This is a genomic window from Frigoribacterium sp. PvP121 (assembly GCF_017833115.1).
GTDB lineage: Bacteria > Actinomycetota > Actinomycetes > Actinomycetales > Microbacteriaceae > Frigoribacterium > Frigoribacterium endophyticum.
Genome location: NZ_JAFIBR010000001.1, coordinates 506,572 through 529,962, shown reverse-complemented (window position 1 = coordinate 529,962; position 23,391 = coordinate 506,572). Strand labels below are relative to the sequence as shown.

The following is a 23,391-nucleotide window of genomic DNA, read 5'->3' as shown; positions in this document are numbered from 1 at the left end:
CGCTCAGCGAAAACGGTTCGTTTTGTCGGGCCTTCGGAGGCTTCTCAGCTCCAGGATGAGGGGCCAAGGCATGAGCACGAGCAAAGGGAGCCACGATCCGACACGCTCCGTGTTGATGGCCAGATTGACCAATGCAAGGACAAGGCTGTGGCTTGCGACAACGAGAGCCGACCATGCGAACCATCGCGGCCACGGCTTGATGTTCTTCATGCTCGAAGGGTGGGGCTCTGCTGTTGAGCTGTCCGATAGCTGATCGATCAGCGGGCATCGGTCGTTGTTCCTTCTGATCTGGAACGCTGTCCGCATGACCGAAGATGGCCCCGAGGGCACGGGAGTTCCGAAGCGATTCCAGAAGCTGAAGTTCAACCCGCTGCGAGACGCCTTGCCCATCGTCGCTGTCGTCATCGGGGTGTTCATGGCCGTACGTGCCGTCGCAGGGGTCGCAGGTGGTGGTGAACCCCTGCTCATCTACGTTGGTTCGGGTCTTGCTGTTCTCGGGATGGCCGTGTTCTTCATCAATCGCTGGCAGCGCAAACGCGGTCTCTAGGTCTCGACGAGCACCGTCCCCGGGGGGATCGCTTCCCGACCGAGGAGGCGCTGCGCGGCGACAGGCGCTATTGGATGGCCATGGCAGGACGGGCCTAGGCGCCTCATCGTCGTCGACGCCTCCACCGGGCGGCGGGGTCACGATGGACGGGGCGAGCGGTGATTACGCGGGTGTGCCTCGACCGGCCTCGATGAGGATCATGCACATCTGCGCGCCGCTACCGCATTCCGTCGGCGACATTAACACCTAGCTCTGCACATGTGTGCATACGTGCACTGACTGCAGTTCGGCGCTATTGGTGTGTTTACGCTCTTAGATCGACCGCAGTAACTGGGCTTGCGTTCTCACGAAGGAGTGAAGATGAAACCGACACTGATCAGGCGCAATGGCTTCTGGCTCGCCTTATCGCTCGTATTAATGGCGATGTCGTCGATCGTGTCGTCTGCGGTGCAGACGTCCGGCTACGCCGTGTCCGTCAAGGACATGAACTGGGAGACGGCGTCCGGCCAGTCGATGAGCGCCCTGCTGTACAAGCCGAACGGGGTCTCCGCCGACGACCAGGCGCCGGCCATCGTCGTCTCCCACGGCTGGTGGAACAACAAGGAGATGCAGGACGCCAACTACGTCGAACTGGCCCGTCGCGGCTACGTCGTGGTGTCGATCGACATGTACGGTCACGGCGACTCCGACTACCTGCCCGCGACGAACCTCGAGCTCGGCGGCACCGGCATGTACGACGCCGTGAAGCTCGTCGCCGACCTGCCCTACGTCGACCCCGACAAGATCGGCGTCTCGGGCCACTCCAACGGTGCGCGCGCGGCCAACTTCTCGGTCGCCCTCGACAACGAGGCCGACGAGCAGCTGATCGACGCCGTCTTCCTCGTCGACAACGACCCCGTCTACGTCGACGCGGACGGCGCGTACACGAACATCTACGGCGACCGCGACACCGGCCTCGTCGCCGACCAGTACGACGAGTTCTTCTTCCGCAGCTACGACGCGGACGGTGTCGCCCTGACGGCGCCTCGCGACTACATCGGCACGCCCAACGCCCAGTCGTTCCTCAACCACGGGGTCGACCCGGCCGAGGACGGCGACGTGCGGGAAGCGAACACCCTCTACGACGACGACTCCCTCCGCGTGGTCTACACCCCCGCGCAGACCCACCCGTGGGGCACGATCTCGAAGCAGACGGTGTCCGACCAGCTCGAGTTCTGGGAGGCGTCGTTCGGCGCTCCCGAGCCCATCGACTCCGGCTCGCAGATCTGGCAGGTCAAGGAGGCCTTCACCACTCTCGGCCTGATCGGGTTCATGATCTTCCTGCTCGCGTTCGCTCGCGCACTGCTCACCACGCGGGCGTTCGCGGAGCTGCGCACCGACGCCGTGCCGGTCGCCGCGAACACCCGCAGGGGCCTCGGATGGTTCTGGGGCGGCATGATCGTCTCCGCCGTCGTCTCGGGCGTCAGCTACGTCGCCCTCAGCCAGGCGCCGTGGATCAACAGCATCGCGTTCAACGCCGCACCCACCCCGTTCACGCAGGGCGCCACCTTCTTCATCGCCTTCTGGGCGGCGGTCAACGGTGTCGCGGCGATCGTGATCATGGTGATCTCGTACCTGCTCTTCGGTCGCAAGAACGGTGTGGAGGTGCGCGAGCTCGGGTTGCTCCCCGGCGGGAGGAAGCTCCTGAAGAGCGTCGGCCTCGCCGCGGTCACCGTCGCTGCGGCGTTCGGGCTGGTCTTCCTGTCCGACTGGCTGCTCCACACCGACTACCGGTTCTGGGTGGTCGCGGTGAAGGACTTCGAGCCCGACAAGCTGTGGGTCGGTCTGCTCTACCTCCCCTTCTTCCTGGTGTACTTCGTCGCGAACTCGGTGGCGATCAACGTCTTCAACCGGTTCACGTTCCGAGGTCGGGAATGGGTCAACACGGCGGTGCTGGCACTCGTGAACGCGTCAGCACCGATCGTGCTGGTCGTTGCTCAGTACACGACGTTCTTCATCACGGGCGAGACGATCCCCGGTTTCGGCGGCATCTTCAGCATCTGGCTGTTCCCGGTCATCGTCATCCTCGCGGCCACGGCCGTCCTGTCGCGCAAGCTCTACCGCGTGACGGGGAACCCGTACGTCGGCGGCTTCATCAGCGCCGCGGTGGTGACGCTCGTGTCGGTGACCAACACCCTCACCGTCACGTACTGACGCTGACGCCGTCGGCACAGCCGGAGCCCCGGGCCGATCGGTCCGGGGCTCCGGCCGTCTCCGCGCTGACGAAACTGGTCACCGGCGTCACCCGGGCCGATGGTCGCGGGCTGGTAGGTGAGCAGGTGATCGACCCCGGGCCCGATGGGCGACACCTCGGCGCTCCACGGCGAACTGCGTCCGCGGACGACGGCGAGCGCAGCTCTGCCTATCCTTGGCCGATGAGCGAACACGCCGATCTCATCGAGGTCGCCCGAGCTGCCGTCAACCCGCACCGCGTGGGCGATCGTCTCTTCGGTGACGTCGGCGCTGCTCTCGAGACGACCACCGGCGCGATCCACACGGGTGTCTGCATCGACACCGGTTCGGGGACCGGTTTCTGCGCTGAGCACGCTGCCATCGCCTCCATGGTCACCAGCGGCGAGTACGAGATCGCACGCATCGTGGCTGTCTGGCTGGACGACGACGACCGCGTGACCGTCCTCCCGCCGTGCGGTCGCTGCCGCGAGTTCATCAGACAGATCGACGACTCCAACCTCAGGGCGACCATCGTGCTCGGCCACGGCAAGACCGCGCCACTCAGTGATCTGCTGCCGGAGTGGGAATGGCCCCGACCGGAAGAGCCGACCTCGCCGCAGTGAAGAGTGGGGCGAGCTGGCCCTGTCCGCTGGGCGATTGCTCACCGGCCGTCGTCGCTCGGGCGTCAGTGCATCGATCGCCGACGCGACGGCAGCTAGCGTGGCCACGGTAGAAAGAGCCGCATGAACAAGTACGACCCACTCCCTGGCAAGACAGCTCGGGGCATGCGGATGGCTGGCCTCGCCGCAGCGGGCGCAGGCGTCCAGGGCATGTTCCTCTACCGGGCCATCTTCGAGGTTCCCACGGCCGGCTCGTGGATGCTGTGGCTCGCCGTCATCGTCGTCCTGCTGGTCAGCTTCATCGGTGCTGGGGTGCGGAACAGGCGACTCGACCGACTCGAGGCGGCCGAGCGAGATGCGCTCCTGTCGCGTGACGACGAGACCCGGCGCCGCTGAAGGAGTTCGACCACGCGCGGAGGGGCCCCGACGAAGCTCCGTCAGAGGACGCGTGTCCGTCCGCGACGCAGAGCCAGGTCGAGGCAGCCGCGAGGGGGAGAACTCGGGAAGGATGTGCCAAGACCCGAAGGACTCCACTCATGCCGCGCTTCCGTTCCCTGCCGCTTCGAGCGCTCCTCCCTGTCGTCTTCGTCCTCGTGGCCGCCATGTGGCTGGGCGTCGGGGTCCTCGTGATGCCCGCTGATCAGCCCCTGCTGGCTCGCATGATCGGCACGGTCGTCTACGCGGGCCTGATGACGGTCTTCTTCGGTGTGGTGATCAGTCGGGCGCGTCGCGCAGCGGGCGGTGTCGATGAGCTCTCCCGCATGCAGGCGGCCACGAAGGCCGGCGCGGTTCCGCCCGATGCCGAGCCCTCGACGTGGATCCCGATGCTCGAGAAGTGGCAGAACCAGAACCGGAGAGCTCGGTGGCTGTCTCCTGTCGCGTTCACGGGCTCCCTCGCACTGAGCGTCTGGCTCGCCTCCACCACCGGTTGGATCTGGCTCGTCGTCTCCCTGTTCTTCGTCGTCGCGCTGGTCTCGTCGATGATCGGCCCTCGACGCAGCTCCGCGAGGCTCACGCGGATGCTCAGTGAGCTCCGGAGCAGGGAATGACGCCCGCACACCGTCAGGCTGTCGCCCAGGTGCTGGCGGTCCTCACCGACGTCGACCCGTACGGCCTCGAGCCGGGTGCCCCGGAGGGGGCCCCTGCCGACGAGTACGACATCGAAGCCGACGACATCTCCCGCATCCTCCTCCGGGACGGCGCCGTGACGGTGCGCGACGTCGAAGGCGTCTGGATGCATCGGTTCTCGGACTCCCTCGTCCTCCACCTGGGCGTCGCCCGCACGGCTCAGCTCGTGGACCGGCTCAACGAGGTGGTCCGGGTCGTCCGCTAGGGGGTCGTCCCTCGGAGGCGGTGGCAGCAGCGCGGGTCGCTCCCGGCGACGGGGCGGCGACGTGTCGCATGATGGGTCGGTGAACCGGACCGATCGTCTCTACGGTCTCGTGGAGGAACTGCGAGCTGCGTCACCGCGTCCGCGGAGCGCGCGCCGCCTCGCCGAGCGCTTCGAGGTGTCGGCGCGGACCATCGAGCGGGATCTCGCGGCGCTGCAGCAGTCGGGGCTGCCGATCTGGGCGGAGCCCGGCCGGGCCGGCGGGTACGTCATCGACGCCTCCGCGACGCTCGGCCCGGCGGGGTTCACCCTCGACGAGGCCCTCGTGGTGCTGATCGGGCTCGGCGGGCTCCGCCGCAGCCCGTTCCGGCAGCCAGCCCAGACCGCCGCCCGGAAGCTGCTCGCGGTCATGCCCGAGCGGGACGCCGCCCGGGCTAGCGCCTTCGCCTCCCGCGTGCACTTCCTCGAGAGCGACGAGAGCGACGAGAGCGACGAGGGCGACGAGAGCGACGAGAGCGAGGGAGGCGCGGAGGGCGACGAGCGCACCGCCCGCGTGCCCGCCTCGGTCGACTTCGCCGAGGCCCTGCGGGCGGACCGCGTCGTGCAGCTGCGCTACCAGGACGCCGGCGGCGCGGAGTCCGTGCGGGACGTCGAGCCGTTGGGGTCGATCGAGAACGGAGGCCAGTGGTACCTGATCGCGTGGTGCCGCCTCCGACAGGGCGTCCGGGCGTTCCGCGCCGACCGGATGCTCGCGGTCAGGGTCACCGACGAACGGCCCCCGCGACGCGTGCTCCGCGCCGAGGACCTCGCGATTCCGTACGGGCGACTCCGGTCCGTCGTCGACGACTGATCGGCGACGTCTTCGGCGAACACCGACAGGACGTTGTCGCCGTGACCAGCGACGCTGGTGCTCCCCTGTCACGAGCGCCCCTGAAGGAGCCCCATGTCGTCCGCATCCGTCCGCATCGTCACCGACGACCTCGAAGGCCTCGTCGCGTTCTACGAGCAGGTCACCGGCCGGCAGGCCGAGCGCCCCGCCCCGGTCTTCGCGCAGTTCAGCGGCCCCGGCGCGACCCTCGCGATCGCCAGCACTGCGACCGTCGCGATGCTCGGCGGCGCCCTCGCCCCGGCGACGAACCGCTCCGTGGTGATCGAGTTCGAGGTCGCCGACGTCGACCACGAGTTCGCCGAGCTCGTGAGCACGCTCGCTCTCCGCGGCGAGGACGTCGTCCTCGAGCCGACCACGATGCCCTGGGGCAACCGCTCCGCACTCGTCCGTGACCCCGACGGCAACGTCGTCAACCTGTTCAGCACGCCGACCGCCGACTAGCCGTCAGGGCGTGGAGTCGAGGAGGCGCCCGGTCCAGTCCCGCAGGGCGGTGACGGCCCGCCGCGACAGCGTCGCCCCCGGCACCATGCTCGTCGACCCGTGGAAGGCCCCCGGCCACACGTGCAGCTCCGCCTGCACGCCGGCCGCCCAGAGCGCGCTCGCGTAGGCGACGGTCTCGTCGCGGAACACCTCGGTGCTGCCGCAGTCGACGTAGGCGGGCGGCAGGCCGGTCAGGTCGGTCGCCCGGCCGGGGGCCGCGTAGATCGACACGTCGTCGCCGCCGCGACGGTCGCCGAGGTACGCGTCCCAGCCGAAGCGGGTCATCTCGCGGTCGGCGACGCCCACCCCGTCGAACTGCCGCGCGGAGAGCGTCGCGTCACGGTCGTCGAGCATGGGGCTGACGAGCACCTGCCCGATGACGGCCGGCCCCTGCCGGTCCCGGGCGAGGAGCGCCGTGCCCGCCGCGAGCCCGGCCCCGGCGCTCTGGCCGACGAGCAGGATCCGCCCGGGGTCGACGCCGAGCTCGTCGGCGTGCTCCGCGACCCAGGCCAGGCCGGCCCAGCAGTCCTCGACCGGGTACGGGTCGGGGTGCTCGGGGGCGAGACGGTAGTCGGGGCTGACCAGGACGACGTCGTGCACGAGCAGCCAGTCGTCGTACGCGTCGAGGTTGCCGAGGTGGTGGCCGAACATCATCCCGCCGCCGTGGATCGCGTAGGCGCAGGCCGCCGTCCCGGTGCGGCCGACGCGCTGGACGACCGCGAGCGTGATCGGGTCGCCGAGGTGCCCGGGGACGGTGATGCTGCGCCTCTCGAGGCCGCGGGCGCGCAGTCCTTCGTCGAGCCGCGCCTCCGTCGTGTCCAGCTGGCGCATCTGCGGCAGCATCGCGGTCTCGAGGCGGAAGCGGCCGCGGGCGTCCATCGCCTCCAGGAAGGGCACGAACTCGGGGTCGAACGGGGGGCGGGGCAGGGCGGTGGTGGTGTCAGGCACGGGAGGGCTCCTGGGTGGTGGGGGCGGTGGGGGTGAGGGGGGTCGAGGGGGCGGGTGCCGTGGTGGCGTCGGGGGCCGGGTCGGCGGCTCGTGCCCGGAGCATCCCGACCACGACGAGCGCGGCGGCGACGGCGGCGAGGCCGAGCCCGGCGACGGTGAGGGCGTCCTCGAACCCCGCGAGCCGCGGGGGCGTCCACGGGGTGGTCGTGATGCTGCCGGTGACGAAGGCCGCGACGATCGTGCCCGCGGCGGCGACCGCGGCTCCCCCCGCGAGCTCGCTCGACGTGTCGACGAGGGCCGCACCGACCGAGGTGCGGTCGGCCGGGAGGCCCGTGAGCACCGAGGCTCCCGCGACGACGCCGACGACGCGCATCCCGGCGGCCACGAGCACGAGGGCGACGAGCACCCAGACGTACCCGTGGCGGCTCAGGGCGCCGAACACCGTGAGGCCCGACACGACCGCGGCCGCGCTGACCCACGCCGCCCGGCCCAGGCCGACCCGCTGCACGAACGGCCCCACGAGGCGGCCCCCGGCCAGGAGCACGACGACCTGCGGCAGCGTGCCCACGGCAGCGAGGGCGGGCGGCCAGCCCCAGGCGAACTGCAGCTGCAGCGTCACGAGGTACGACAGCCCGGCGACGGCGAGGCCCGACGCGGCCTTGAACGCCAGGCCGCTCGACACCAGGGGGCGGGCGAGCAGGTGCAGGTCGACCACCGGGTGCCGCGCCGTCCGCAGGCGCACGACGAACCCGGCGCCGCAGGCGACGGTCAGGGCGACGGCCGCCCACCCCCACGAGGAGGCGGTGGCCGGCCCGACGAGGACGGTCGGCGTCACGAGCAGCCCCGCCACGGTCGCGGTGCCGAGCAGTGCTCCGCCCACGTCGACCGGGTCGCCCCGCAGCCCCGCGGCGTCGTCGCGGGCGACGCCGACGAGGACGCCGACGAACGCCAGCACCGCGATCGGCGCGTCGGCCAGCAGCAGCACCTGCCACGGGGCGACGGCGAGCACGAACCCGCCGACGGTCGGGCCGACGGCCAGGCCGACGAGCCCCGCGGTCGAGATGACCGTGAGGGCCCGGACGCGCAGGCCCTCGTCGTCGAACAGCCGGAACGCCAGCGCCATCGACCCGGGGGTGGTCATCGCCGCGGCGACGCCCGTCAGCACGCGGACGGCGATGAGCTGCTCGGTGGTCGTGACCGCCGCGGTGGCGAGGCTCGCCACGGCCAGCAGCACGAGGCCCGCGAGCATGACGCGGCGGCGCCCCACGCGGTCGGCGACGGCGCCGAAGAGCAGCATGAGCCCGCCGAAGGCGACCGCGTAGGCGCCGGACACCCACTGCAGCCCCGTCGTCGACGAGCCCAGCTCGCGACCGATCGTGGGCAGGGCGACGTTCAGCACCGAGGTGTCGAGCATCTCGAACAGGAAGACCGCGGAGAGGCCGGCCAGGGCGATCCACGCGTCGGCGAGCTGGGGAGGCGCGTCGCCGGCACGCAGCCGACCGCGGGTGAGAGAGGGACTGGGTAGCACGAGGGGCGCACTCCTTCTGGGAAGAAGTGGCGACTCGTTCGATGCCGCGTGCGGGTGCGTCGCAGAGCGCGACGCCTTTTACCTCAGTGATCGACACCGTACACGGAGGGCCGCCCCGGACGGAAGCCCGGGGGCGCTGCCGGCGATGCGGTCGCCCGGTCGGGGGCGCGCTACCCGGGGCTCGTGCCCGGGGACCGGCCGGGGGCGAGCGCGCCGGAGACGAGGGCCTGCACCAGCCGCTCGGCGTCGTAGCTCGAGTCGCTCGCAGCGCCGATGCAGAGGTTGCCGACGCCCTTCAGGAGGCTGTACCCGTCCAGGGCCGCCTCCTCGCCCGAGGGGCCGAGATCGGCGCGGGCCGCGGCGAGGAGCGACCCGCAGACCGGCACGAGCCGGCCCACGAAGTACGCGTGGAGTGCGTCGGAGCCGGCGGCGTCACCGTGGAGGGCGGTGGCGAGCCCGTGCTTCGTCACGAGGAAGTCCACGAACAGCGCCACCCACGCGCGGAGGGCTCCTTCCGGTGTCGAGCTCTCGACGAGGAGTCGCGGCCCGGCCTCGGCGCAGGCCTCGACCTGGTGGCGGTAGACGGCGACGACCAGCTCGGGCCGCGTCGGGAAGTGCCGGTAGACGGTGCCGACGCCCACGCCCGCCCTCGCCGCGATCTCGCGCACGGGGGCATCGACGCCGGACTCGACGAACACCTCCGCCGCCGCGTCCAGGAGAGCCTGCTGGCTGCGGCGGGGGCGGCCCACCGGCCGTGACGGCGCTGCTGGGGCGTCACTTCCCTGCGTGTCGGGCATGGCGCCTCCTCGATCGGGTCGAACCGGTGCTTGCTTAACGGAACAGTGTTCCGTAACGTTGCGGAGCGGCGCTCCGATAACCAGCATCGCAGAGCGCGAGCCCAGAAGGAAGGAACCCTCTATGCCCTCATCACTCGTCACCGCCCTGGACGACGTCGTCGGCGCCGGCGACCCGGTCGTCTCCGTCGCGCCGGTGACCCTGTCGGCCCCGGGGCGTGCCGTCCCGCTCGAGGTCCGCGTGTCGGCACCCGCCACGGGAGGCGACCTGCCGGTCGTCGTGTTCTCGCACGGCAACGGCTGGAACCTCGACGGGTACGCGCCCCTGACGGCGTTCTGGGCCTCGCGCGGCTTCGTCGTCGTCCAGCCCACGCACCTCGACTCGAGGCGGAACGGGTTCGGGTTCGACCACCCGGTCTTCCCCTCGATCTGGACCGAGCGCATCGCCGACCTCACCCGCGTCCTCGACCAGCTCGACGCCGTCGTGGCGGCCGTCCCGGGTCTCGCCGGCCGCGTCGACCGCGACCGCATCGCCGCGACGGGCCACTCCTGGGGCGGCCAGACGGCGCAGGCGCTCCTCGGTGCACGCATCGTCGACGAGGAGGGCCACGTCGGAGGCGACATGTCCGACGGCCGCGTGACCGCGGGCGTCCTCTTCGCCGCCACCGGCCTCGGCGGTGACGACCTGCACCCCTTCGCGCAGGCGAACTTCCCCTTCATGCGCCCCTCGTTCGGCGAGCTCGCCACCCCGACGCTCGTCGTCGCGGGCGACCACGACCAGTCGCGGATGTCCAGCCGCGGACCGGACTGGTTCACCGACGCCTACACGCACAGCCCCGGCGCCACCGACCTCCTCACCCTGCACGGCGCGGAGCACTCCCTGGGCGGGATCGTCGGCTACGAGGTCGCCGAGACGACCGACGAGGACCCGGAACGGGTCGCCGTCGTCCAGCGCCTGAGCACCGCCTACCTCCGCACGGCCCTCCGCGTCGACGGGGGCGCCTGGCCCGCGGCCCGGGACGCCCTCCGCCGAGCCGTCGACCCGATCGGGCACGTCGACAGCAAGTGACGCCGTCGGCCTCTCGATCGCGGCCCTCGGCGATCTCCGACCCCGTCAGCGCACGGTGAGGGGCGGCAGGCTGCGGTCGGTCTCGGCGACCGCGGTGAGCTTCGCCGTCAGGGGCCGGCGGATGGTCGAGGCCGCGACCGCCGCCACCGACCGGCTCCGGACAGGACCACCCCCTCACCGCCCCTGACCGGTCGGGGCGAGTGCGCGGCCACGCCGCAACAGGGAGAGACTCGAGGCCATGACCACCACCGTCCTCCTCGCCGGCGCCACCGGCGACCTCGGCCAGCGCATCCTCCGTGAACTCCTGACGCACGACGCCCGCGTGCGGGTGCTGACCCGCCCGGGCAGTCGGAGCGCCGCGGCCCTCGACGCCGACGACCGGGTCGACGTCGTCGTCGCGGCGTACGGCGACCACGCCGCCCTCACCGAGGCGGCCCGCGGCGTCGACGTCGTCGTCTCGGCGGTGAGCGGCACCCGGTCGGTGATCGTCGACGCGCAGCGTGCCCTGCTCGCCGCGACCGTGGCGGCCGGCGTGCCCCGCTTCGTGCCCTCGGACTGGTCGGCCGACTACCGCTCGATCGACGTGGGCAGCAACCGCAACTTCGAGCTCCGCCGCGAGTTCGCCGCCGACGTCGACGCGGCGCCCGTGCGGGCGACGTCGGTGCTGAACGGCATGTTCACCGAGCTGCTCACCGGTGACGCGCCGCTCATCCTGTTCGGGCGCCACAAGGTCCTGTACTGGTCGAGCCCCGACCAGGTCCTCGACTTCACCACGAAGGACGACGTCGCCCGCGTCGCCGCCCTCGTGGCCCTCGACCCCGACGCCCCGCGGGTGGTCGAGGTCGCGGGGTCACGCATGACCGCGCGCGAGATCGCCCGCACGATGACCGAGCTGACCGGCGAGCCCTTCGGCCTGCAGTGGGCCGGCACGACGGCCACCCTGTCGGCGATGAGCAAGGTCGGTCGGCGCCTCTCGAAGGACCCGGACGAGGCCTTCCCCGCGTGGCAGGGCATGCAGTACTTCGTCAACATGTTCAGCGGCCAGGCGCAGCTGCGGCACGTCGACAACGACCGCTTCGGGGCGCACGAGTGGACCACCGTGCGCGACGTGCTCGCCGCGCACCTCGGGACGGCGGCCCGCACGGAGGGCTAGCGGGCGGCCTCGGCCGGTCGCCCGCCTGACCCACGGCGCCGCCCGGGCCACGGCGAGCATGCCCACGGGTCCACGGCGGCGTAGCGTCGCGCTGGTCGGCCTGACGGCCGGTGGCGACACCGTCGCCCGTCGAGGGAGCACAGCATGAAGGTCGTCATCACCGGGTCACGCGGCAAGGTCGGCCGCGCCGCCGTCCGCCGGTTCGTCGACGCGGGGCACGACGTGCTCGGCGTCGACCTCGTGCGGCCCGTCTTCGACGCCGGCTCCGTCGCGCCCGGCCGGTACATGATGGCCGACCTCACCGACGCGGGCTCCGCGTACGCCGCGGTGGCCGGGGCCGACGCCGTGGTGCACGTCGCGGCCATCCCGCAGCCGACCGCGAACCCCGCGCACGTCGTCTTCCAGACGAACCTGATGTCGACGTTCAACCTGGTGGAGGCGGCGGTCCGGTTCGCCGTGCCCCGCTTCGTCAACGTGTCGAGCGAGAGCATCGTCGGCAACTTCTTCCCCGAACGGCCCTTCCTGCCCGACTACGTCCCCGTCGACGAGGAGCACCCCCTGCACCCGCAGGACCCGTACGCCCTCTCGAAGGCCTTCGGCGAGCAGCTGATGGACGCGGCCGTCCGCCGCTCCGACCTTCGGGCGATCTCGATCCGCCCGAGCACGGTGCACGACGAGGGCAACTACGAGGAGAACCTCGGGCCGCAGGTGCGCGAGGCGTCGCCGACGAGCGCGAACTTCGGCAGCTACATCGACTCCGACGACCTCGCCGACGCGCTCCTGCTCGCCGCCGAGAGCGACCTGCCCGGCCACGAGGTGTTCTACATCGCCGCCGCCGACAACGCCGGCGGCCACGACTTCGCGGCGACGCTGCGCGCGCACCACGGTGACCAGGTCGAGCTGCGGGCGATCGACCGCGTCGACGCCTCCGGCATCTCGACCGAGAAGGCCCGGCGCCTGCTGGGCTGGACGGCCACGCGCTCGTGGCGCGACCACCTCGACGCTGAGGGGCACCGGCTGCGCTGAGCCGCGCCTCCCGGGCTCTCCGCCCCGGTCGGCGGGTCAGCCTGGCGGCGGGTCAGCGCGCGCGTCAACCGGTCGGCGGGTCAGCGCGTCGGCCGGGCGTCGGTCAGTCGCGCTCGGCGAGCAGCGGGGCCATGTCGACCTTCTCGGTCGCGGGCAGCGGGAGGCGCGTCTCGGGACGGATGGGAGCGGTCAGGGCGACGTTCGGGTCGTGCAGGGCCATGCGGGTGCCTCTCGGGTGGCGGTCGTGCGGTGCGGGTGACGTCGACGGTAGACGCGTCGGGTCACGTCGCGCCCGGGGTTTCCCCGAGCTGGGGGACCGGCTACCCGGCGCCCCCGGGGTGCGGGGCCGGTGCGGACGACCCGGCCCGCGCCTCCTGCGCCTCTCGTGCCTCTCGCGCTCGCGCCTTGATGGCCTCGACGACCGCGGTCTTGGCGTCGGCGTAGTCGTTCATGTCGCTCCAGTCGCGCTCGAGCAGCTCGCGCTTGGTGCTCTCGTAGAGGGCGCGGTCGGCGTCGTCGGAGCGGAGCCGGTCACGCAGCAGCAGGTAGTCGTCGACCGCGGGGTGGCCGCGCTCGTAGAGGTGCACGTGCACGTCGCGCTCGGGCGTGCGCACGAGCCGGTGCCCGGGCTCGCGGACGCGCAGCTCGTAGCCGGCGGCGATCAGGCGCTCGACGTGGTCCTCCTCGGCGGTGATGTCGTCGACCGCGACGACGACGTCGACGATCGGCTTCGCCGCGAGCCCGGGCACCGAGGTCGAGCCGATGTGCTCGACGTCGACGGACGGGGCGGTGCCGCGGTTCTCGTGGCCCGCGTTCTCGTCGTCGTCGCCGTCGTCGGAGCCGACGGCCGGGGAGGCGCGGATCGCGTCGAGGATGCGCGCCCGGTGCTCGAGGTAGGTCGCCGCCCAGGCCTCGTCGGGCTCGTGCAGCGTGACGGTGACGCGCTCGGGGCCGCCGACCAGCTCGAGGGCGGTCACGTCGGGCCGGCGGGGGGTGCGGGGGCGAGGGCTGGGGGCGTCTGGCACGGCGCGAGCCTACCGAGGGGCGGCGGGCCGGACGTCGACCGGCGGGGAAGTGCACGCCGTCATCGCTGATCCACTCCGGAGTGGATCAGCGATCCTGGACCGCGCCTCCCGCGCCTCCCGCGCTGCACCCGCCGAGCCTCCCGTCGTGCGCCCTCCGCGCCTCCCGCGCTCATCGGCTGCGGGGCGTGGACGCTCGCCGCGGCGGCTCAGGCGCCGAGCGCCCGGATGAAGTGCCCGCCCTCGCGGGCCCGCCCCGACGCGGCGACCGTGAAGCGCACGATGTCGCTGCGGTAGCGGTCGTCGGAGGCCTCGAAGGTGCGCCCGTCGGCGCCGCGCGTCACGCGGTGCAGGCGCAGGATCGGGGTGCCGGGCTCGACGTCGAGCAGCTCGGCGTCGAGGTCGTCGGCCGCGACGGCGTCGATCTCGTGGTCGACGTCGGCGTAGCCGAAGCCGCGCGAGTCGAGGTACTCGGTGATCGACACGGTGTCGAGGTCGACGTCGAAGAGCACGCGGCCGACCTCCTCGATGAAGGTGAGCCGCTCGAGCATCGTCGGGCGCCCGTCGACGAGCCGCAGCCGCACGACGTCGACCACGAGGTCGCCGGGCTCGATGCCGAGCGACCGCGCCTTCTCCTCGCCGGCGCGACGCAGCGAGACCTCCTGCGTGCGGGCGCCGGGCTCGCCGCCGACGTCGTGCACCCACTTCGTGAACGGGATCGACACGTCGACCGGGTGGTGCGCCTTGCGCGCCACGACCCGGGCGGGCCGGCCGCGCCGCGTCTCGACCAGGCCCTCCGAGCGGAGGGCGGCGAGGGCGTTGCGGATGGGGCCCCGCGAGGTGCGCCACTGCTCGGCGAGCTCGCCCTCGCTCGGCACGTCGTCGCCCACCGAGAGCTCTCCGCCGAGGATCCGCCGGCGCAGGTCGTCGGCGATCTGCTCGTAGAGGGAGGTGGGCACGGCGCGATCCTACCCAGCGGGCGTGTCGCGCTCGGGGCCGCGCGGCGCGAACGGGCCGTCGAGGGCCGCCCACTGCAGCAGCATGATCGTCTTGCCGTCGACGACGCGACCGTCACGGATCATCTGGCGCGCCTCCTCGTGGTCGACCTCGAGCACCTCGATGTCCTCGCCCTCCTCCTCGAGGCCGCCGCCCGGGCCGACACGGTCGTCGACCGTGTACGGCGCGGCGAAGAAGTGCACCAGCTCGGTCACCGAGCCGGGGCTCATGTAGACGGCGAAGACGGGGGTGACCTCGCCGACGCGGACGCCGAGCTCCTCCTCGGCCTCGCGACGGACCGCCGCCGTCGCGTCGCCCGCGTCGTCGGGGTCGAGCAGGCCGCCGCCCGTCTCGACGAGCATGCCGTCGGGGTGCCCGTTGACGTAGGCGGGGAAGCGGAACTGCCGCGTCAGCAGCACCGTGCCGCGGTCGGCGTCGTAGAGCAGGATGGTCGCGCCGTCGCCGCGGTCGTACGTCTCGCGCTGCTGGGTCGTCCAGCGCCCGTCGCGGCCCCGCAGGTCGAAGGTCGTGCGGCGCAGCACGTGCCAGCCGGTGCTCGTGAGCTCGACGTCGCGGACGACGACGTCCGGGTTCCGCGCGAGGTCGCGGCCGATCTGGTCGAGGCCGGTGCGGCCGCGGTGGTCGGGGACGTCGACGCCGGGCTGGGAGGGGTCGGCGGGGTCGGCGGGGCGCGCGGGGTCGGCGGGGTGCTCGGGTCGGGCGGGAGTCGCGGGCGAGGTGGTCATGCCCTCCACGCTAGAGGGGCGGTGCGGTCGGTCACAGGCCCTCGGGGCCAGGATCGGGGCATGGCACACATCCTCGTCACCGGCTCGACCGACGGCCTCGGCCGCGGCGCCGCCGAAGCCCTGCTCGAGCAGGGGCACCACGTCGTCGTCCACGCCCGCAGCGCCTCGCGCGGGGAGGTGCTGCGGCCGCTCGTCGACCGCGGTGCCCGGCTCGTCGTCGCCGACCTCGGCGACCGCGACGCGGTGACGGCGCTCGCCGACGAGCTGAACGGGCTCGAGGCACCGCTCGACGCGGTCATCCACAACGCGGGCCTGATCCGCGGCGCGGCGATGATGCCCGTCAACGTCGTCGCCCCGTACCTGCTCACCGCGCTCGTGACGGCGCCGACGCGGCACGTGTACCTCAGCAGCGGCATGCACAAGAGCGGCTCGGCCTCCGTGCTGGGCGACGTCGACTGGTCGGGGTCGCGGGAGACCGGCTCGTACTCCGACAGCAAGCTGTTCGTGACGGCGTTCTCGGCGGCCGTGGCGCGACTCCGGCCCGACCTGCGGAGCAACGCGGTCGACCCGGGCTGGGTCGCCACGAAGATGGGAGGCGCGGGGGCGCCCGACGACTTCGAGCTCGGCCACCGCACGCAGCGGCTGCTCGCCCTCGGCGAGCTGGGCGACGTCAGCGGGGCCTACTGGTTCCACGAGGAGCAGCGGCAGCCGCACGCCTCCGTCGGCGACGAGGGCTTCCAGGGCGAGGTGCTCGCGGCGCTCGAGCGCGAGACGGGAGTGGCGCTGCCGCGCGGCTGAGCGTCGCCGGCGCGGCGCTCGCGGTCGCGCCCGCCACGGGGCTCGTGGCTCGTGGCTCGTGGCTCGGGCCGGCTGATCAGTCGATGACGCCGGTCAGGGCCCCGACGGCGATCAGCGCTGCGGCGATGACGAAGACGATGCCGACGACGAGCATCAGGGTCGGCGACTGGGTGTACGGGCCGACGTACTGCTCCTGCTCGCGGCGCAGCTGGCGCGCCACCCGCGAGATGTGGTGCCGTGAGGTGATGAAGAAGACGCCGAAGACGGCGACGAAGGGGGAGATGACGAGGGCGACGACCTGGCTCGATGTCATGGTCAGCGGTGTCAGTCCTTGTTCATCTTGCGCCACTGCAGCACCCACGAGACGATGACGGCGACGCACGCGATGCTGAAGACGATGATGCCGACGGGCGTCAGCGGTGCCCAGGTGGTCATGACGACGAGCGGTTCGACGGGCATCTCTGCAGTGAACACCAGATGCGCGCCGTGCGGAGGTGTGACGTCGTCGCTGAGGGGACGGTCGCTGGGGAGACGGTCGCTGAGGAGCTCGATCCACTCCGGAGTGGATCAGCGATCCGCGAGCGTCTTTCTCCGCTGCCTCCTCCGCCGGCCGATCCAGTCGTCGTCGCCGATGCAGGCAGGAGTCGCGGTGCGAGCCCGCGAGGGAGGTCGCGCCCGCGCTCAGTCGCCGGTGAGGGCCGCCGCGTAGGCGCGGACGGAGCGGTGGTACCGCGGCAGCGTCGGCTCGACGGCCTCGATCGCGACGCGCAGCGCCTCGTCGACGCGGTCGGCGCTGTGCAGGGCGAGCGCGAGGAAGACCCTCGGCGCTGCGCCGGTCGCGGGGTGCGGAGGGGCGTCGCGGAGCATCGTGATCGCCTCGTCGACGCGGCCGAGGTTGCGGAGGGTCGAGGCGTGCTGCACGACCATGCGGGCCGCCCGGTCGGGGTCGACCGCGGCGAGCCCGGCGGTGGTCGCGGCCGCGTACGAGACGTCGGCGTCGGCCTCGCGCCCGCCGGAGTCGTGCGCGCCGCCGAGCTCGAACGCGCCGAGGGCGGGGTGCGGCGCGTCGGCGGCGAGGTCGCGCATCAGTGCGATCCGCCGCTCGTCGTCGACGCTCTCGTCGGCCCAGAGGGCGGCCACGCGCTCTTCCCACTCGTCGGTGCTCATCCGGGCACGCTAGCGGCCGCGACGGCGACCGTGCCACCCGCGACGCTCACGGCAGGCGTCGGGCTCGCGTGCCGGTGCAGGCTCAGCCTCGTGCGGGTCGGGGCCTCAGCGGTCCCGACGGCGGGCGAGCTCGCGGCGGAGCACCGAGATGAAGAAGACGAGCATGCCGACGCCGATGAGGGCGACGCCTCCGCCGATGAGGCGGTCGGAGAGGACGTCCGGGCCGGTCACGGTGTAGACGATGGCGCCGACCACGATTGCGGTGCAGACGGCGACGTTGAACCACGCCCCGAGGAGGCCGCCGGGTGCTCCGCGCTTCGTCGTGTCTCGGGCGTCCATGTCGTGCTCCTCGGGTCGGGTCGGGTCGGGACAGGTCGCGATGTGATCTAGCCGCGGGCGGCTCCGGGAGTGCGCCCCACGATCGCTCCTCCACTCTGGAGTGGATCAGCGTTCCTGGGCCGTACTTCCCGCGGGTCCAGTGCTCCGCACGATCCCGGTCAGGTCTGCTCGTCGGCCCCGCGCCTCCGTCGGTCCCGGCGCGCGAGCCAGAGGCCGATGCCAGCTCGGATCACGAAGACAGCCCCGAGACCGCCGATGATGCGCGCGGCGGACGACGTGTTGCCCAGCACGGGCAGCTCGTCCTGGGGCTGCAACAGCAGCACGATCGCGACGACCACGCACACGGCCCCGACGACCAGCAGCCGACGGGCCTCCCGCACCTGGCCGCTCGCCGGATCGCGACCTCCGTCGGTCGTCGTCTTCCCCATCGCGCTTCCCCCCTCGGGCACGGCAGTGAGCTCGCCCCCGCCGCGAGCCTACGCAGCGCCGCGGTCGGCAGGTCGAGGGGCTCGCCTCGGTGCGGCAGGGGCGGGAGTCGTGGGCCAGGATCGCTGATCCACTCCGGAGTGGATCAGCGCTGCTGGACCGTACCTCCGGGGGGGCTCCGAGGGCGCTCGGGGGAGTGCGGCGGGTTCCTGTCCTCCGCGGCGTGCCGGCGCCCGCCCGCCGGGGAGGACACGGACCCGCCCACTCCGGGGAACATCGCGAGCGCGCGGCCAGCGACCGCACCGCACCTCACCTGACCACCCTCGACCAGGATGGGGTGCATGGCCGCAGCCCTCGACCCTCCCGCCTCTCCCTCCGAGCGAGCCCTGCGCTCGCGGGCGTGGTGGGGTGCCGCGCCGCCGGTCGTCCTCGGCGGCGTCGTCGCCCTGCAGCTCCTCGATCACGACCGGGATCGCGGGTGGGTCTGGGTCACGACGCTGATCGCCGGAGTCGTGCTCGGGCTGCTGGCGCTGGTCGCCGTCGTCATCGAGCTGCGGGCTCCGGGGGCGTGGCGTCGCCTCCCGGTCGATCCCGGTGAGCGCCTGGTCTGGGGCACCACGGCCCAGATCGTCCGGCCGACCGGCGGTGCCGGGCTGACCGGCGTGCTCGCACTCTCGACCACGCGCCTGCGGTGGGTGCCCCGCGCCTCCGCGCGGCTCCGGGGCTCCCGCCCGGAGGAGTGGCCGCTCGACGCCGTGGGCACCGTCAGCGTGCAGCCGGTCGACCACCGTCGGCGAGCCCGAGGCGGTCGGTGGGTCGTGCTCGAGATCATGGGGCGCGAGCCCCTGCCCGTCGTCAGCACCGAGGCGCACCTCGTCGCCGACGACCTCTGGAAGGCCCTGGCCGCGGCTCGCAGCGCCGAGCCCGACGCCTCAGCCGTGCGCTGAGGGGGCCCACGCCCCGCCCTCCACCACGCCCTTCCGCAGCAGGAAGCACCCGTACGGCCCCCAGTCGCTGGTCCGCACGACCGCGAACGCCCCACGGGCCGCGGCGTAGAAGTCGAACCGCTCGAGCGCCTCCACCGGCACGGCCCTGCCGACGGCGGCGTCGACCGCGGCCTGCACGGCGCCGTGCACCGGCACGAGCCGGTCGGGGTCGCCCACGACCGACATCCGCGTCACGGGCGCGTCGACGAAGGTGTCGAGCGGCATCAGCGACAGCACGGCGCCCACGGCCCGCGGCAGGTCGCAGCCGGCGAGGTCGACGACCGTGCCGTGGGTGGTGTGGGCCGCGATCGACGCGGCCGGGTGGTTCACGTCGCAGAGCAGCAGCTGGTCGCCGTGCCCCATCGACATGAGCACCGACAGCAGCTCGGCGGTGAGGACGGGGTCGATGCCCTTGAGCACGGGGGCTCCTTCTGGAGGGGAGGGGACGGGGGGAGTCGCGGTGCACGACAGCCGGGCCGGCCACCTCCCGCAGGAGGCACCGGCCCGGCCGTCGCCGTGCCTCACTCCCGGGCGGCGGCCCGGGTGTTCAGCTGGTCGAACGCGACGGCCACGAGGATCAGCAGGCCGATCGCGATCTGGAGGTAGAACGAGTTCACGGCCAGCAGGTTGCCGCCGTTGTTCAGCACGCCGATCAGCAGCGCCCCGCAGGCCGCGCCGATCGCGCTGCCCCGTGCCCCGGAGAGGCTCGCGCCGCCGATCACGCACGCCGCGATCGCCTGCAGCTCGAACCCGGTGCCCGCCGTGGGCACGCCGGCCCCGAGCCGCGAGGTCAGCAGCACGCCGCCGACCGCCGACAGCAGCCCCGCGATGCCGTAGACCGTGATGGTCACCAGCCGCACCGGCACTCCGGCCAGGCGCGCCGCCTCCGGGTTCGAGCCGACGGCGTAGACGTACCGGCCGAAGACGGTGCGCTTCAGCACGAAGGCCGCGATCGCCGCGATGACGACGAACAGGATCAGCAGGTTCGGCACGCCGACCACTGAGCCGTTGGCGATCGTCTGGAAGCCCTCGGGCAGGCCCTGGATCGTGTTCGCGTCGGTGATCACGAGCACCACGCCCCGGGCGATGCCGAGCATGCCGAGCGTCGCGATGAACGGGGGGAGCTTGAACCTCGTCACCAGCAGCCCCGTGATGATGCCCAGCACCGCCCCGACGAGCGCGCCCAGGATCAGCGCGAGCGGGATCGGCACCCCCGCGACGAGCAGCTGCGCGGTGACCGCCCCGGCGAGGCCGAGGATCGACCCGACCGAGAGGTCGATGCCCCCGGTGAGGATGACCATCAGCTGCCCGATGGCGAGGATCCCGAAGATCGACACCTGGCGGGCCAGGTTCGCGAGGTTGTTGCCGGTCAGGAAGTCGTCGCTCGCGAGCGTCAGCGCTCCGAACACGACGAGCAGGACGATCAGCACCCCGCTCTCGCGGCCGGCGATGCTGCCGAGGGTCGTGACCCGCGGCTTGGTCGACGCCCGGGCGGCCGCGGCCGCGGCGTCGTCGCCGTTCCGCACCACCCGGATGGTCGTCGTCTCGATGGGTTCGCGCCACATCAACTTAGGCATGGGGGACTTCCTCGATGTTCTGTCGGGTGACCGGGTCGGTGCGGGGGTCGTGCCTGAGCGGCGGGACGCCGTGCAGGTGGTCGGCGGGGTCGTCGACCCCGCCGCTGGCGAGGCGGAGCACGTCCTCCTCGGAGGCGCCGCCCGGCAGCTCGCCCGCGACGGCGCCCTCGCGGAGCACCACCACGCGATCGGCGAGGCCGAGCAGCTCGGGCAGGTACGACGAGACGACGACGACCGCGAGGCCGCGGCGGGCCAGGTCGTTGATCACGTCGTAGAGCTCGCCCTTGGCGCCGACGTCGATGCCCTTCGTCGGCTCGTCGAACATGATGACCCCGGGCTTCGTCAGCAGCCAGCGGGCGAGCAGCACCTTCTGCTGGTTGCCCCCGGAGAGCGTCGAGACCGGCTGGTCGTACGAGCCGGCGCGGATGCGGAGGCTGTCGAGCAGGGCGTCGGCCTCGTCGGACTGTGCCCGGCCGGGCAGCAGCCCCCGTCGGGAGCCGACGCGCAGGCTCGCGATCGTCACGTTCTCGCGGATGGACAGCTCCGGCAGCAGGCCGAGCACCTTGCGGTCCTCGGTGAGCAGGGCCACGCCCGCGTCCATCATCGTGCGCGGCCCGTCGGGCCGGACGACGACGCCGTCGACGAGGATCTCGCCCTCCGCGACCGGCTCCGAGCCGAAGACGCTGAGCAGCAGCTCGCTGCGCCCCGAGCCGAGCAGGCCCCCGATGCCGAGGATCTCGCCGCCCCGGGCCTCGAGGTCGATGGTCGGGCTGTCGGGCGTCCGCCGCAGGCCCCGGAGGCTGAGGCGCGCCGGGTGGACCTCGCGCGCCTCGTCCGGGTAGAGGCTCGACACCTCACGGCCGACCATGGCGTTGATCAGCGTGTCCTCCGTGTAGTCGCTCATCGGCCCGCTCTGCGACAGCTCGCCGTCGCGGAGCACCGTGACCCAGTCGCCGACGGCGAACATCTCCTCCAGGCGGTGGGTGACGTAGAGGATCGCGACGCCCTCCGCCTTGAACTTGCGGATCTGGTCGAGCAGCCGGTCGGACTCGGCTTCGGTCAGCGCCGTCGTCGGCTCGTCGAAGACGATCACCTTGACGGAGTCGGCGGTGACGACCTTCGCGACCTCGACGAGCTGCTTCGTCGCGGCGGGCAGCCGCTCGACGACGACGTCGGGGTCGACGTCGGCGAGGCCGAGCGAGTCGAGCACGAACCGGCAGCGGTCGTGCAGGTCTCGGGAGCGGATCACGCCCGAGCGCGCCGGCAGGCGGCCCATGAACATGTTCTCGCCCACCGAGAGGTGCGGCAGGAGGCTGAGCTCCTGGTAGACGGCCTGCACGCCCGCGCCGCGGAGGGCGGCCGGGGTGGCCGTCGTGACCGTGCGGCCGTCGATGTCGTAGTCGCCCGAGTCGCGGGGCAGCGCCCCCGTGAGCACCTTGATCAGCGTCGACTTGCCGGCGCCGTTCTCGCCGGCGAGGCAGTGCACCTGCCCCGCCACGAGCTTTAGCGAGACGCCGCTGAGGGCCTGGACGGCGCCGAACGCCTTCGAGACGTCGGTGAGCTGCAGCACGGCAGCGCCCTCGGGCTCGCGGACGGTCATCCGTTGGTCTCGGCAGTCTGCGGCTCGAGGAGCGACTTGATCTCGGGGCTCTCCATGTTGTCACGGTCGGCCACGGCGACGCCGGGGTCGAGGCTCGCGGGCGGGATGCGCCCCTGCGTCGCCATCGCGGCCTCGACGACGCCCTGGTAGCCGAGGAACCAGGGGTTCTGCACGACCAGTGCGTCGATGCTGCCGTCGGCCAGGGCGGCGTTCTCCGCCGGGTCGGAGTCGAAGGCGACGACGACGATGTCGTCGGACGCGTCGTTGTCCTTGATGGCGGTGGCCGCGCCGACGCCGGAGCTGTTGTTGTCGGCGAAGACGCCCACGAGGTCGGAGTTCGCCGAGATGGCGTCGTTCACCTGCGAGGCCGCCGTGCCGATGTCGTTGTTGTTGTAGCTCTGCAGGCTGGAGTCGATGTCGGGGCAGCCGGTCGCGAGCCCGGCCCGGAAGCCCGCGTCGCGGTCCTGGTTGGCCTCGATGCCCGCGATCGGGGCCTCGACGAGCACCTTGCCGGTGGTCGTGCCGGCGTCGGTGAGCAGCTGGCACATGCGCTCGCCGGCGGCCGTGCCGGCGAGGACGTTGTTCGTGCCGATGTGGCCCTCGATGTCGGCGGTGACCTTCGTGTCGGCCGTGATGACCTTGATGCCGGCCGCCCGCGCCTGGTCGATGGAGGCGTTCAGGGCCTCGCTCGAGCTGGGCGCGATGAGGATGGCGTCGGCGCCGCGCGAGACGGAGTTCTCGACGAGCTGCACCTGGCCGGCGATGTCGGTCTCGGAGGTCGGGCCGAAGGTCGCGACCTCGATGCCGTAGTCGGCCGCGGCGGCCTCGGAGCCAGCGAGCAGGGTCTGCCAGTAGGCGGAGTCGCTGGCCCGGATGATGACGTCGACCTTGACTCCGGACGCCGCGCCTCCCTCACCCCCTCCGCTCGATGCCGCCTCGGAGACCGTGGCCCTGCCGCCGACGACGCCGCCGACGAGGGCGACGAGGGCGATGGTCGCCACGAGGGAGAGGGAGAAGACTGTTCTAGATCGCGCCATTGCGTGTCCACCTGTGTGTGAGAAGGGGTCGGGGGGTGTTCGTCGTGCGGGGCGGTGCGGGGCGGTGCGGGTCGTGCGGGAGGCCCGGGGGGAGTCGCGGGC

At 72.6% G+C, this 23,391-nt stretch carries 29 protein-coding genes; 13 read left to right on the top strand and 16 right to left on the bottom strand.

What is annotated here, in order from left to right; genetic code table 11:
• Positions 1-3: 3 nt before the first annotated feature.
• On the bottom strand, positions 4-210 hold the full coding sequence (locus JOE43_RS02515) for a hypothetical protein (protein ID WP_209514396.1): 207 nt from the start codon (positions 208-210) through the stop codon (positions 4-6).
• 94 nt (positions 211-304) lie between these two features.
• Here JOE43_RS02515 and JOE43_RS02510 point away from each other — a divergent pair, with 94 nt between their 5' ends.
• From JOE43_RS02510 to JOE43_RS02475, 8 genes are all read left to right on the top strand, one after another.
• Complete coding sequence (locus JOE43_RS02510) at positions 305-547, top strand: hypothetical protein (RefSeq protein ID WP_209514394.1); 243 nt, start codon at positions 305-307, stop codon at positions 545-547.
• Positions 548-907: 360 nt separating this feature from the next.
• Positions 908-2,740, top strand: coding sequence for a S9 family peptidase (locus JOE43_RS02505; RefSeq protein ID WP_209514392.1), 1,833 nt, complete (start codon positions 908-910; stop codon positions 2,738-2,740).
• A 221-nt stretch (positions 2,741-2,961) separates the two neighbouring features.
• A complete protein-coding gene (locus tag JOE43_RS02500; RefSeq protein ID WP_209514390.1) occupies positions 2,962-3,381 on the top strand; it encodes a cytidine deaminase in 420 nt (139 codons plus the stop codon).
• A gap of 120 nt (positions 3,382-3,501) precedes the next feature.
• Complete coding sequence (locus JOE43_RS02495; RefSeq protein WP_209514388.1) at positions 3,502-3,774, top strand: hypothetical protein; 273 nt, start codon at positions 3,502-3,504, stop codon at positions 3,772-3,774.
• 140 nt (positions 3,775-3,914) lie between these two features.
• Positions 3,915-4,427 carry a hypothetical protein gene (locus JOE43_RS02490; RefSeq protein ID WP_209514386.1) on the top strand — a complete coding sequence of 171 codons (513 nt, stop codon included), beginning with the start codon at positions 3,915-3,917 and terminating at the stop codon, positions 4,425-4,427.
• A complete protein-coding gene (locus JOE43_RS02485) occupies positions 4,424-4,711 on the top strand; it encodes a hypothetical protein (protein ID WP_209514384.1) in 288 nt (95 codons plus the stop codon). Before JOE43_RS02490 ends, JOE43_RS02485 begins: the two co-directional genes overlap by 4 nt.
• 79 nt (positions 4,712-4,790) lie before the next feature.
• Complete coding sequence (locus JOE43_RS02480; RefSeq protein WP_209514383.1) at positions 4,791-5,558, top strand: YafY family protein; 768 nt, start codon at positions 4,791-4,793, stop codon at positions 5,556-5,558.
• 93 nt (positions 5,559-5,651) lie between these two features.
• Positions 5,652-6,038: a VOC family protein gene (locus JOE43_RS02475; protein ID WP_209514373.1), complete on the top strand. Its 387-nt coding sequence runs from the start codon at positions 5,652-5,654 to the stop codon at positions 6,036-6,038.
• A 3-nt stretch (positions 6,039-6,041) separates the two neighbouring features.
• Here JOE43_RS02475 and JOE43_RS02470 read toward each other — a convergent pair whose 3' ends face one another.
• From JOE43_RS02470 to JOE43_RS02460, 3 genes are all read right to left on the bottom strand, one after another.
• Positions 6,042-7,025 (bottom strand): alpha/beta hydrolase, encoded by a 984-nt coding sequence (locus JOE43_RS02470; RefSeq protein ID WP_307803204.1) that lies wholly within the window; start codon positions 7,023-7,025, stop codon positions 6,042-6,044.
• Positions 7,018-8,553: an MFS transporter gene (locus tag JOE43_RS02465; RefSeq protein WP_307803203.1), complete on the bottom strand. Its 1,536-nt coding sequence runs from the start codon at positions 8,551-8,553 to the stop codon at positions 7,018-7,020. Before JOE43_RS02465 ends, JOE43_RS02470 begins: the two co-directional genes overlap by 8 nt.
• Positions 8,554-8,723: 170 nt before the next feature.
• Positions 8,724-9,350, bottom strand: coding sequence for a TetR/AcrR family transcriptional regulator (locus JOE43_RS02460; protein ID WP_209514371.1), 627 nt, complete (start codon positions 9,348-9,350; stop codon positions 8,724-8,726).
• Between the two features lie 121 nt (positions 9,351-9,471).
• On the opposite strand from JOE43_RS02460, the gene JOE43_RS02455 reads away from it, so the two are divergent.
• The 3 genes from JOE43_RS02455 (at position 9,472) to JOE43_RS02445 (ending at position 12,595) form a co-directional block, all read left to right on the top strand.
• Positions 9,472-10,416 carry a chlorophyllase gene (locus JOE43_RS02455; RefSeq protein WP_209514369.1) on the top strand — a complete coding sequence of 315 codons (945 nt, stop codon included), beginning with the start codon at positions 9,472-9,474 and terminating at the stop codon, positions 10,414-10,416.
• 238 nt (positions 10,417-10,654) lie between these two features.
• Entirely contained in the window at positions 10,655-11,569 is a 915-nt protein-coding gene (locus JOE43_RS02450) for an NmrA family NAD(P)-binding protein (protein WP_209514367.1), read from the top strand.
• A gap of 144 nt (positions 11,570-11,713) precedes the next feature.
• Complete coding sequence (locus tag JOE43_RS02445; protein WP_209514366.1) at positions 11,714-12,595, top strand: NAD(P)-dependent oxidoreductase; 882 nt, start codon at positions 11,714-11,716, stop codon at positions 12,593-12,595.
• Positions 12,596-12,915: 320 nt separating this feature from the next.
• Here JOE43_RS02445 and JOE43_RS02440 read toward each other — a convergent pair whose 3' ends face one another.
• The 3 genes from JOE43_RS02440 to JOE43_RS02430 form a co-directional block, all read right to left on the bottom strand.
• Positions 12,916-13,620, bottom strand: a complete 705-nt coding sequence (locus tag JOE43_RS02440; RefSeq protein ID WP_209514363.1) for a GrpB family protein — start codon at positions 13,618-13,620, stop codon at positions 12,916-12,918.
• Between the two features lie 206 nt (positions 13,621-13,826).
• Positions 13,827-14,576 (bottom strand): GntR family transcriptional regulator, encoded by a 750-nt coding sequence (locus tag JOE43_RS02435; RefSeq protein WP_167260647.1) that lies wholly within the window; start codon positions 14,574-14,576, stop codon positions 13,827-13,829.
• A 9-nt stretch (positions 14,577-14,585) separates the two neighbouring features.
• The gene (locus JOE43_RS02430; RefSeq protein ID WP_209514361.1) at positions 14,586-15,359 is read right to left on the bottom strand and encodes an NUDIX domain-containing protein; all 774 of its coding nucleotides are present in this window, start codon (positions 15,357-15,359) and stop codon (positions 14,586-14,588) included.
• 60 nt (positions 15,360-15,419) lie between these two features.
• On the opposite strand from JOE43_RS02430, the gene JOE43_RS02425 reads away from it, so the two are divergent.
• Positions 15,420-16,157 carry an SDR family NAD(P)-dependent oxidoreductase gene (locus JOE43_RS02425; RefSeq protein ID WP_209514359.1) on the top strand — a complete coding sequence of 246 codons (738 nt, stop codon included), beginning with the start codon at positions 15,420-15,422 and terminating at the stop codon, positions 16,155-16,157.
• Between the two features lie 76 nt (positions 16,158-16,233).
• On the opposite strand, the gene JOE43_RS02420 is transcribed toward JOE43_RS02425, so the two are convergent.
• The 5 genes from JOE43_RS02420 to JOE43_RS02405 all read right to left on the bottom strand — a co-directional run bounded on the left by JOE43_RS02420 (position 16,234) and on the right by JOE43_RS02405 (position 18,091).
• Positions 16,234-16,470 carry a hypothetical protein gene (locus JOE43_RS02420; protein WP_209514357.1) on the bottom strand — a complete coding sequence of 79 codons (237 nt, stop codon included), beginning with the start codon at positions 16,468-16,470 and terminating at the stop codon, positions 16,234-16,236.
• Positions 16,471-16,481: 11 nt separating this feature from the next.
• Entirely contained in the window at positions 16,482-16,616 is a 135-nt protein-coding gene (locus JOE43_RS15830; protein ID WP_280921564.1) for a hypothetical protein, read from the bottom strand.
• Between the two features lie 222 nt (positions 16,617-16,838).
• The gene (locus JOE43_RS02415; protein WP_209514355.1) at positions 16,839-17,324 is read right to left on the bottom strand and encodes a tetratricopeptide repeat protein; all 486 of its coding nucleotides are present in this window, start codon (positions 17,322-17,324) and stop codon (positions 16,839-16,841) included.
• Between the two features lie 105 nt (positions 17,325-17,429).
• A complete protein-coding gene (locus tag JOE43_RS02410; RefSeq protein ID WP_209514354.1) occupies positions 17,430-17,663 on the bottom strand; it encodes a hypothetical protein in 234 nt (77 codons plus the stop codon).
• A 158-nt stretch (positions 17,664-17,821) separates the two neighbouring features.
• The gene (locus JOE43_RS02405; RefSeq protein WP_209514352.1) at positions 17,822-18,091 is read right to left on the bottom strand and encodes a hypothetical protein; all 270 of its coding nucleotides are present in this window, start codon (positions 18,089-18,091) and stop codon (positions 17,822-17,824) included.
• A gap of 339 nt (positions 18,092-18,430) precedes the next feature.
• Here JOE43_RS02405 and JOE43_RS02400 point away from each other — a divergent pair, with 339 nt between their 5' ends.
• On the top strand, positions 18,431-19,036 hold the full coding sequence (locus tag JOE43_RS02400) for a hypothetical protein (protein ID WP_209514350.1): 606 nt from the start codon (positions 18,431-18,433) through the stop codon (positions 19,034-19,036).
• On the opposite strand, the gene JOE43_RS02395 is transcribed toward JOE43_RS02400, so the two are convergent.
• The 4 genes from JOE43_RS02395 to JOE43_RS02380 form a co-directional block, all read right to left on the bottom strand.
• Positions 19,022-19,495: an RbsD/FucU family protein gene (locus tag JOE43_RS02395; protein ID WP_209514348.1), complete on the bottom strand. Its 474-nt coding sequence runs from the start codon at positions 19,493-19,495 to the stop codon at positions 19,022-19,024. The genes JOE43_RS02400 and JOE43_RS02395 overlap by 15 nt on opposite strands.
• Positions 19,496-19,596: 101 nt before the next feature.
• Entirely contained in the window at positions 19,597-20,652 is a 1,056-nt protein-coding gene (locus tag JOE43_RS02390) for an ABC transporter permease (RefSeq protein WP_056057786.1), read from the bottom strand.
• Complete coding sequence (locus tag JOE43_RS02385; RefSeq protein ID WP_167260625.1) at positions 20,645-22,252, bottom strand: sugar ABC transporter ATP-binding protein; 1,608 nt, start codon at positions 22,250-22,252, stop codon at positions 20,645-20,647. The genes JOE43_RS02390 and JOE43_RS02385 overlap by 8 nt, the downstream gene beginning before the upstream one ends.
• On the bottom strand, positions 22,249-23,253 hold the full coding sequence (locus JOE43_RS02380) for an ABC transporter substrate-binding protein (protein ID WP_209514346.1): 1,005 nt from the start codon (positions 23,251-23,253) through the stop codon (positions 22,249-22,251). The genes JOE43_RS02385 and JOE43_RS02380 overlap by 4 nt, the downstream gene beginning before the upstream one ends.
• Between the last annotated feature and the right edge of the window lie 138 nt (positions 23,254-23,391).

Bases quoted from the DNA above. Each gene is read 5' to 3' on its own strand.
- JOE43_RS02405 (WP_209514352.1), bottom strand. From the start codon at position 18,091: ATGGGGAAGACGACGACCGACGGAGGTCGCGATCCGGCGAGCGGCCAG.
- JOE43_RS02385 (WP_167260625.1), bottom strand. From the start codon at position 22,252: ATGACCGTCCGCGAGCCCGAGGGCGCTGCCGTGCTGCAGCTCACCGAC.
- JOE43_RS15830 (WP_280921564.1), bottom strand. From the start codon at position 16,616: ATGCCCGTCGAACCGCTCGTCGTCATGACCACCTGGGCACCGCTGACG.
- JOE43_RS02490 (WP_209514386.1), top strand. From the start codon at position 3,915: ATGCCGCGCTTCCGTTCCCTGCCGCTTCGAGCGCTCCTCCCTGTCGTC.
- JOE43_RS02510 (WP_209514394.1), top strand. From the start codon at position 305: ATGACCGAAGATGGCCCCGAGGGCACGGGAGTTCCGAAGCGATTCCAG.
- JOE43_RS02460 (WP_209514371.1), bottom strand. From the start codon at position 9,350: ATGCCCGACACGCAGGGAAGTGACGCCCCAGCAGCGCCGTCACGGCCG.
- JOE43_RS02505 (WP_209514392.1), top strand. From the start codon at position 908: ATGAAACCGACACTGATCAGGCGCAATGGCTTCTGGCTCGCCTTATCG.
- JOE43_RS02515 (WP_209514396.1), bottom strand. From the start codon at position 210: ATGAAGAACATCAAGCCGTGGCCGCGATGGTTCGCATGGTCGGCTCTC.
- JOE43_RS02420 (WP_209514357.1), bottom strand. From the start codon at position 16,470: ATGACATCGAGCCAGGTCGTCGCCCTCGTCATCTCCCCCTTCGTCGCC.
- JOE43_RS02455 (WP_209514369.1), top strand. From the start codon at position 9,472: ATGCCCTCATCACTCGTCACCGCCCTGGACGACGTCGTCGGCGCCGGC.
- JOE43_RS02450 (WP_209514367.1), top strand. From the start codon at position 10,655: ATGACCACCACCGTCCTCCTCGCCGGCGCCACCGGCGACCTCGGCCAG.
- JOE43_RS02430 (WP_209514361.1), bottom strand. From the start codon at position 15,359: ATGACCACCTCGCCCGCGACTCCCGCCCGACCCGAGCACCCCGCCGAC.
- JOE43_RS02400 (WP_209514350.1), top strand. From the start codon at position 18,431: ATGGCCGCAGCCCTCGACCCTCCCGCCTCTCCCTCCGAGCGAGCCCTG.
- JOE43_RS02495 (WP_209514388.1), top strand. From the start codon at position 3,502: ATGAACAAGTACGACCCACTCCCTGGCAAGACAGCTCGGGGCATGCGG.
- JOE43_RS02485 (WP_209514384.1), top strand. From the start codon at position 4,424: ATGACGCCCGCACACCGTCAGGCTGTCGCCCAGGTGCTGGCGGTCCTC.
- JOE43_RS02425 (WP_209514359.1), top strand. From the start codon at position 15,420: ATGGCACACATCCTCGTCACCGGCTCGACCGACGGCCTCGGCCGCGGC.
- JOE43_RS02475 (WP_209514373.1), top strand. From the start codon at position 5,652: ATGTCGTCCGCATCCGTCCGCATCGTCACCGACGACCTCGAAGGCCTC.
- JOE43_RS02410 (WP_209514354.1), bottom strand. From the start codon at position 17,663: ATGGACGCCCGAGACACGACGAAGCGCGGAGCACCCGGCGGCCTCCTC.
- JOE43_RS02445 (WP_209514366.1), top strand. From the start codon at position 11,714: ATGAAGGTCGTCATCACCGGGTCACGCGGCAAGGTCGGCCGCGCCGCC.
- JOE43_RS02500 (WP_209514390.1), top strand. From the start codon at position 2,962: ATGAGCGAACACGCCGATCTCATCGAGGTCGCCCGAGCTGCCGTCAAC.
- JOE43_RS02415 (WP_209514355.1), bottom strand. From the start codon at position 17,324: ATGAGCACCGACGAGTGGGAAGAGCGCGTGGCCGCCCTCTGGGCCGAC.
- JOE43_RS02390 (WP_056057786.1), bottom strand. From the start codon at position 20,652: ATGCCTAAGTTGATGTGGCGCGAACCCATCGAGACGACGACCATCCGG.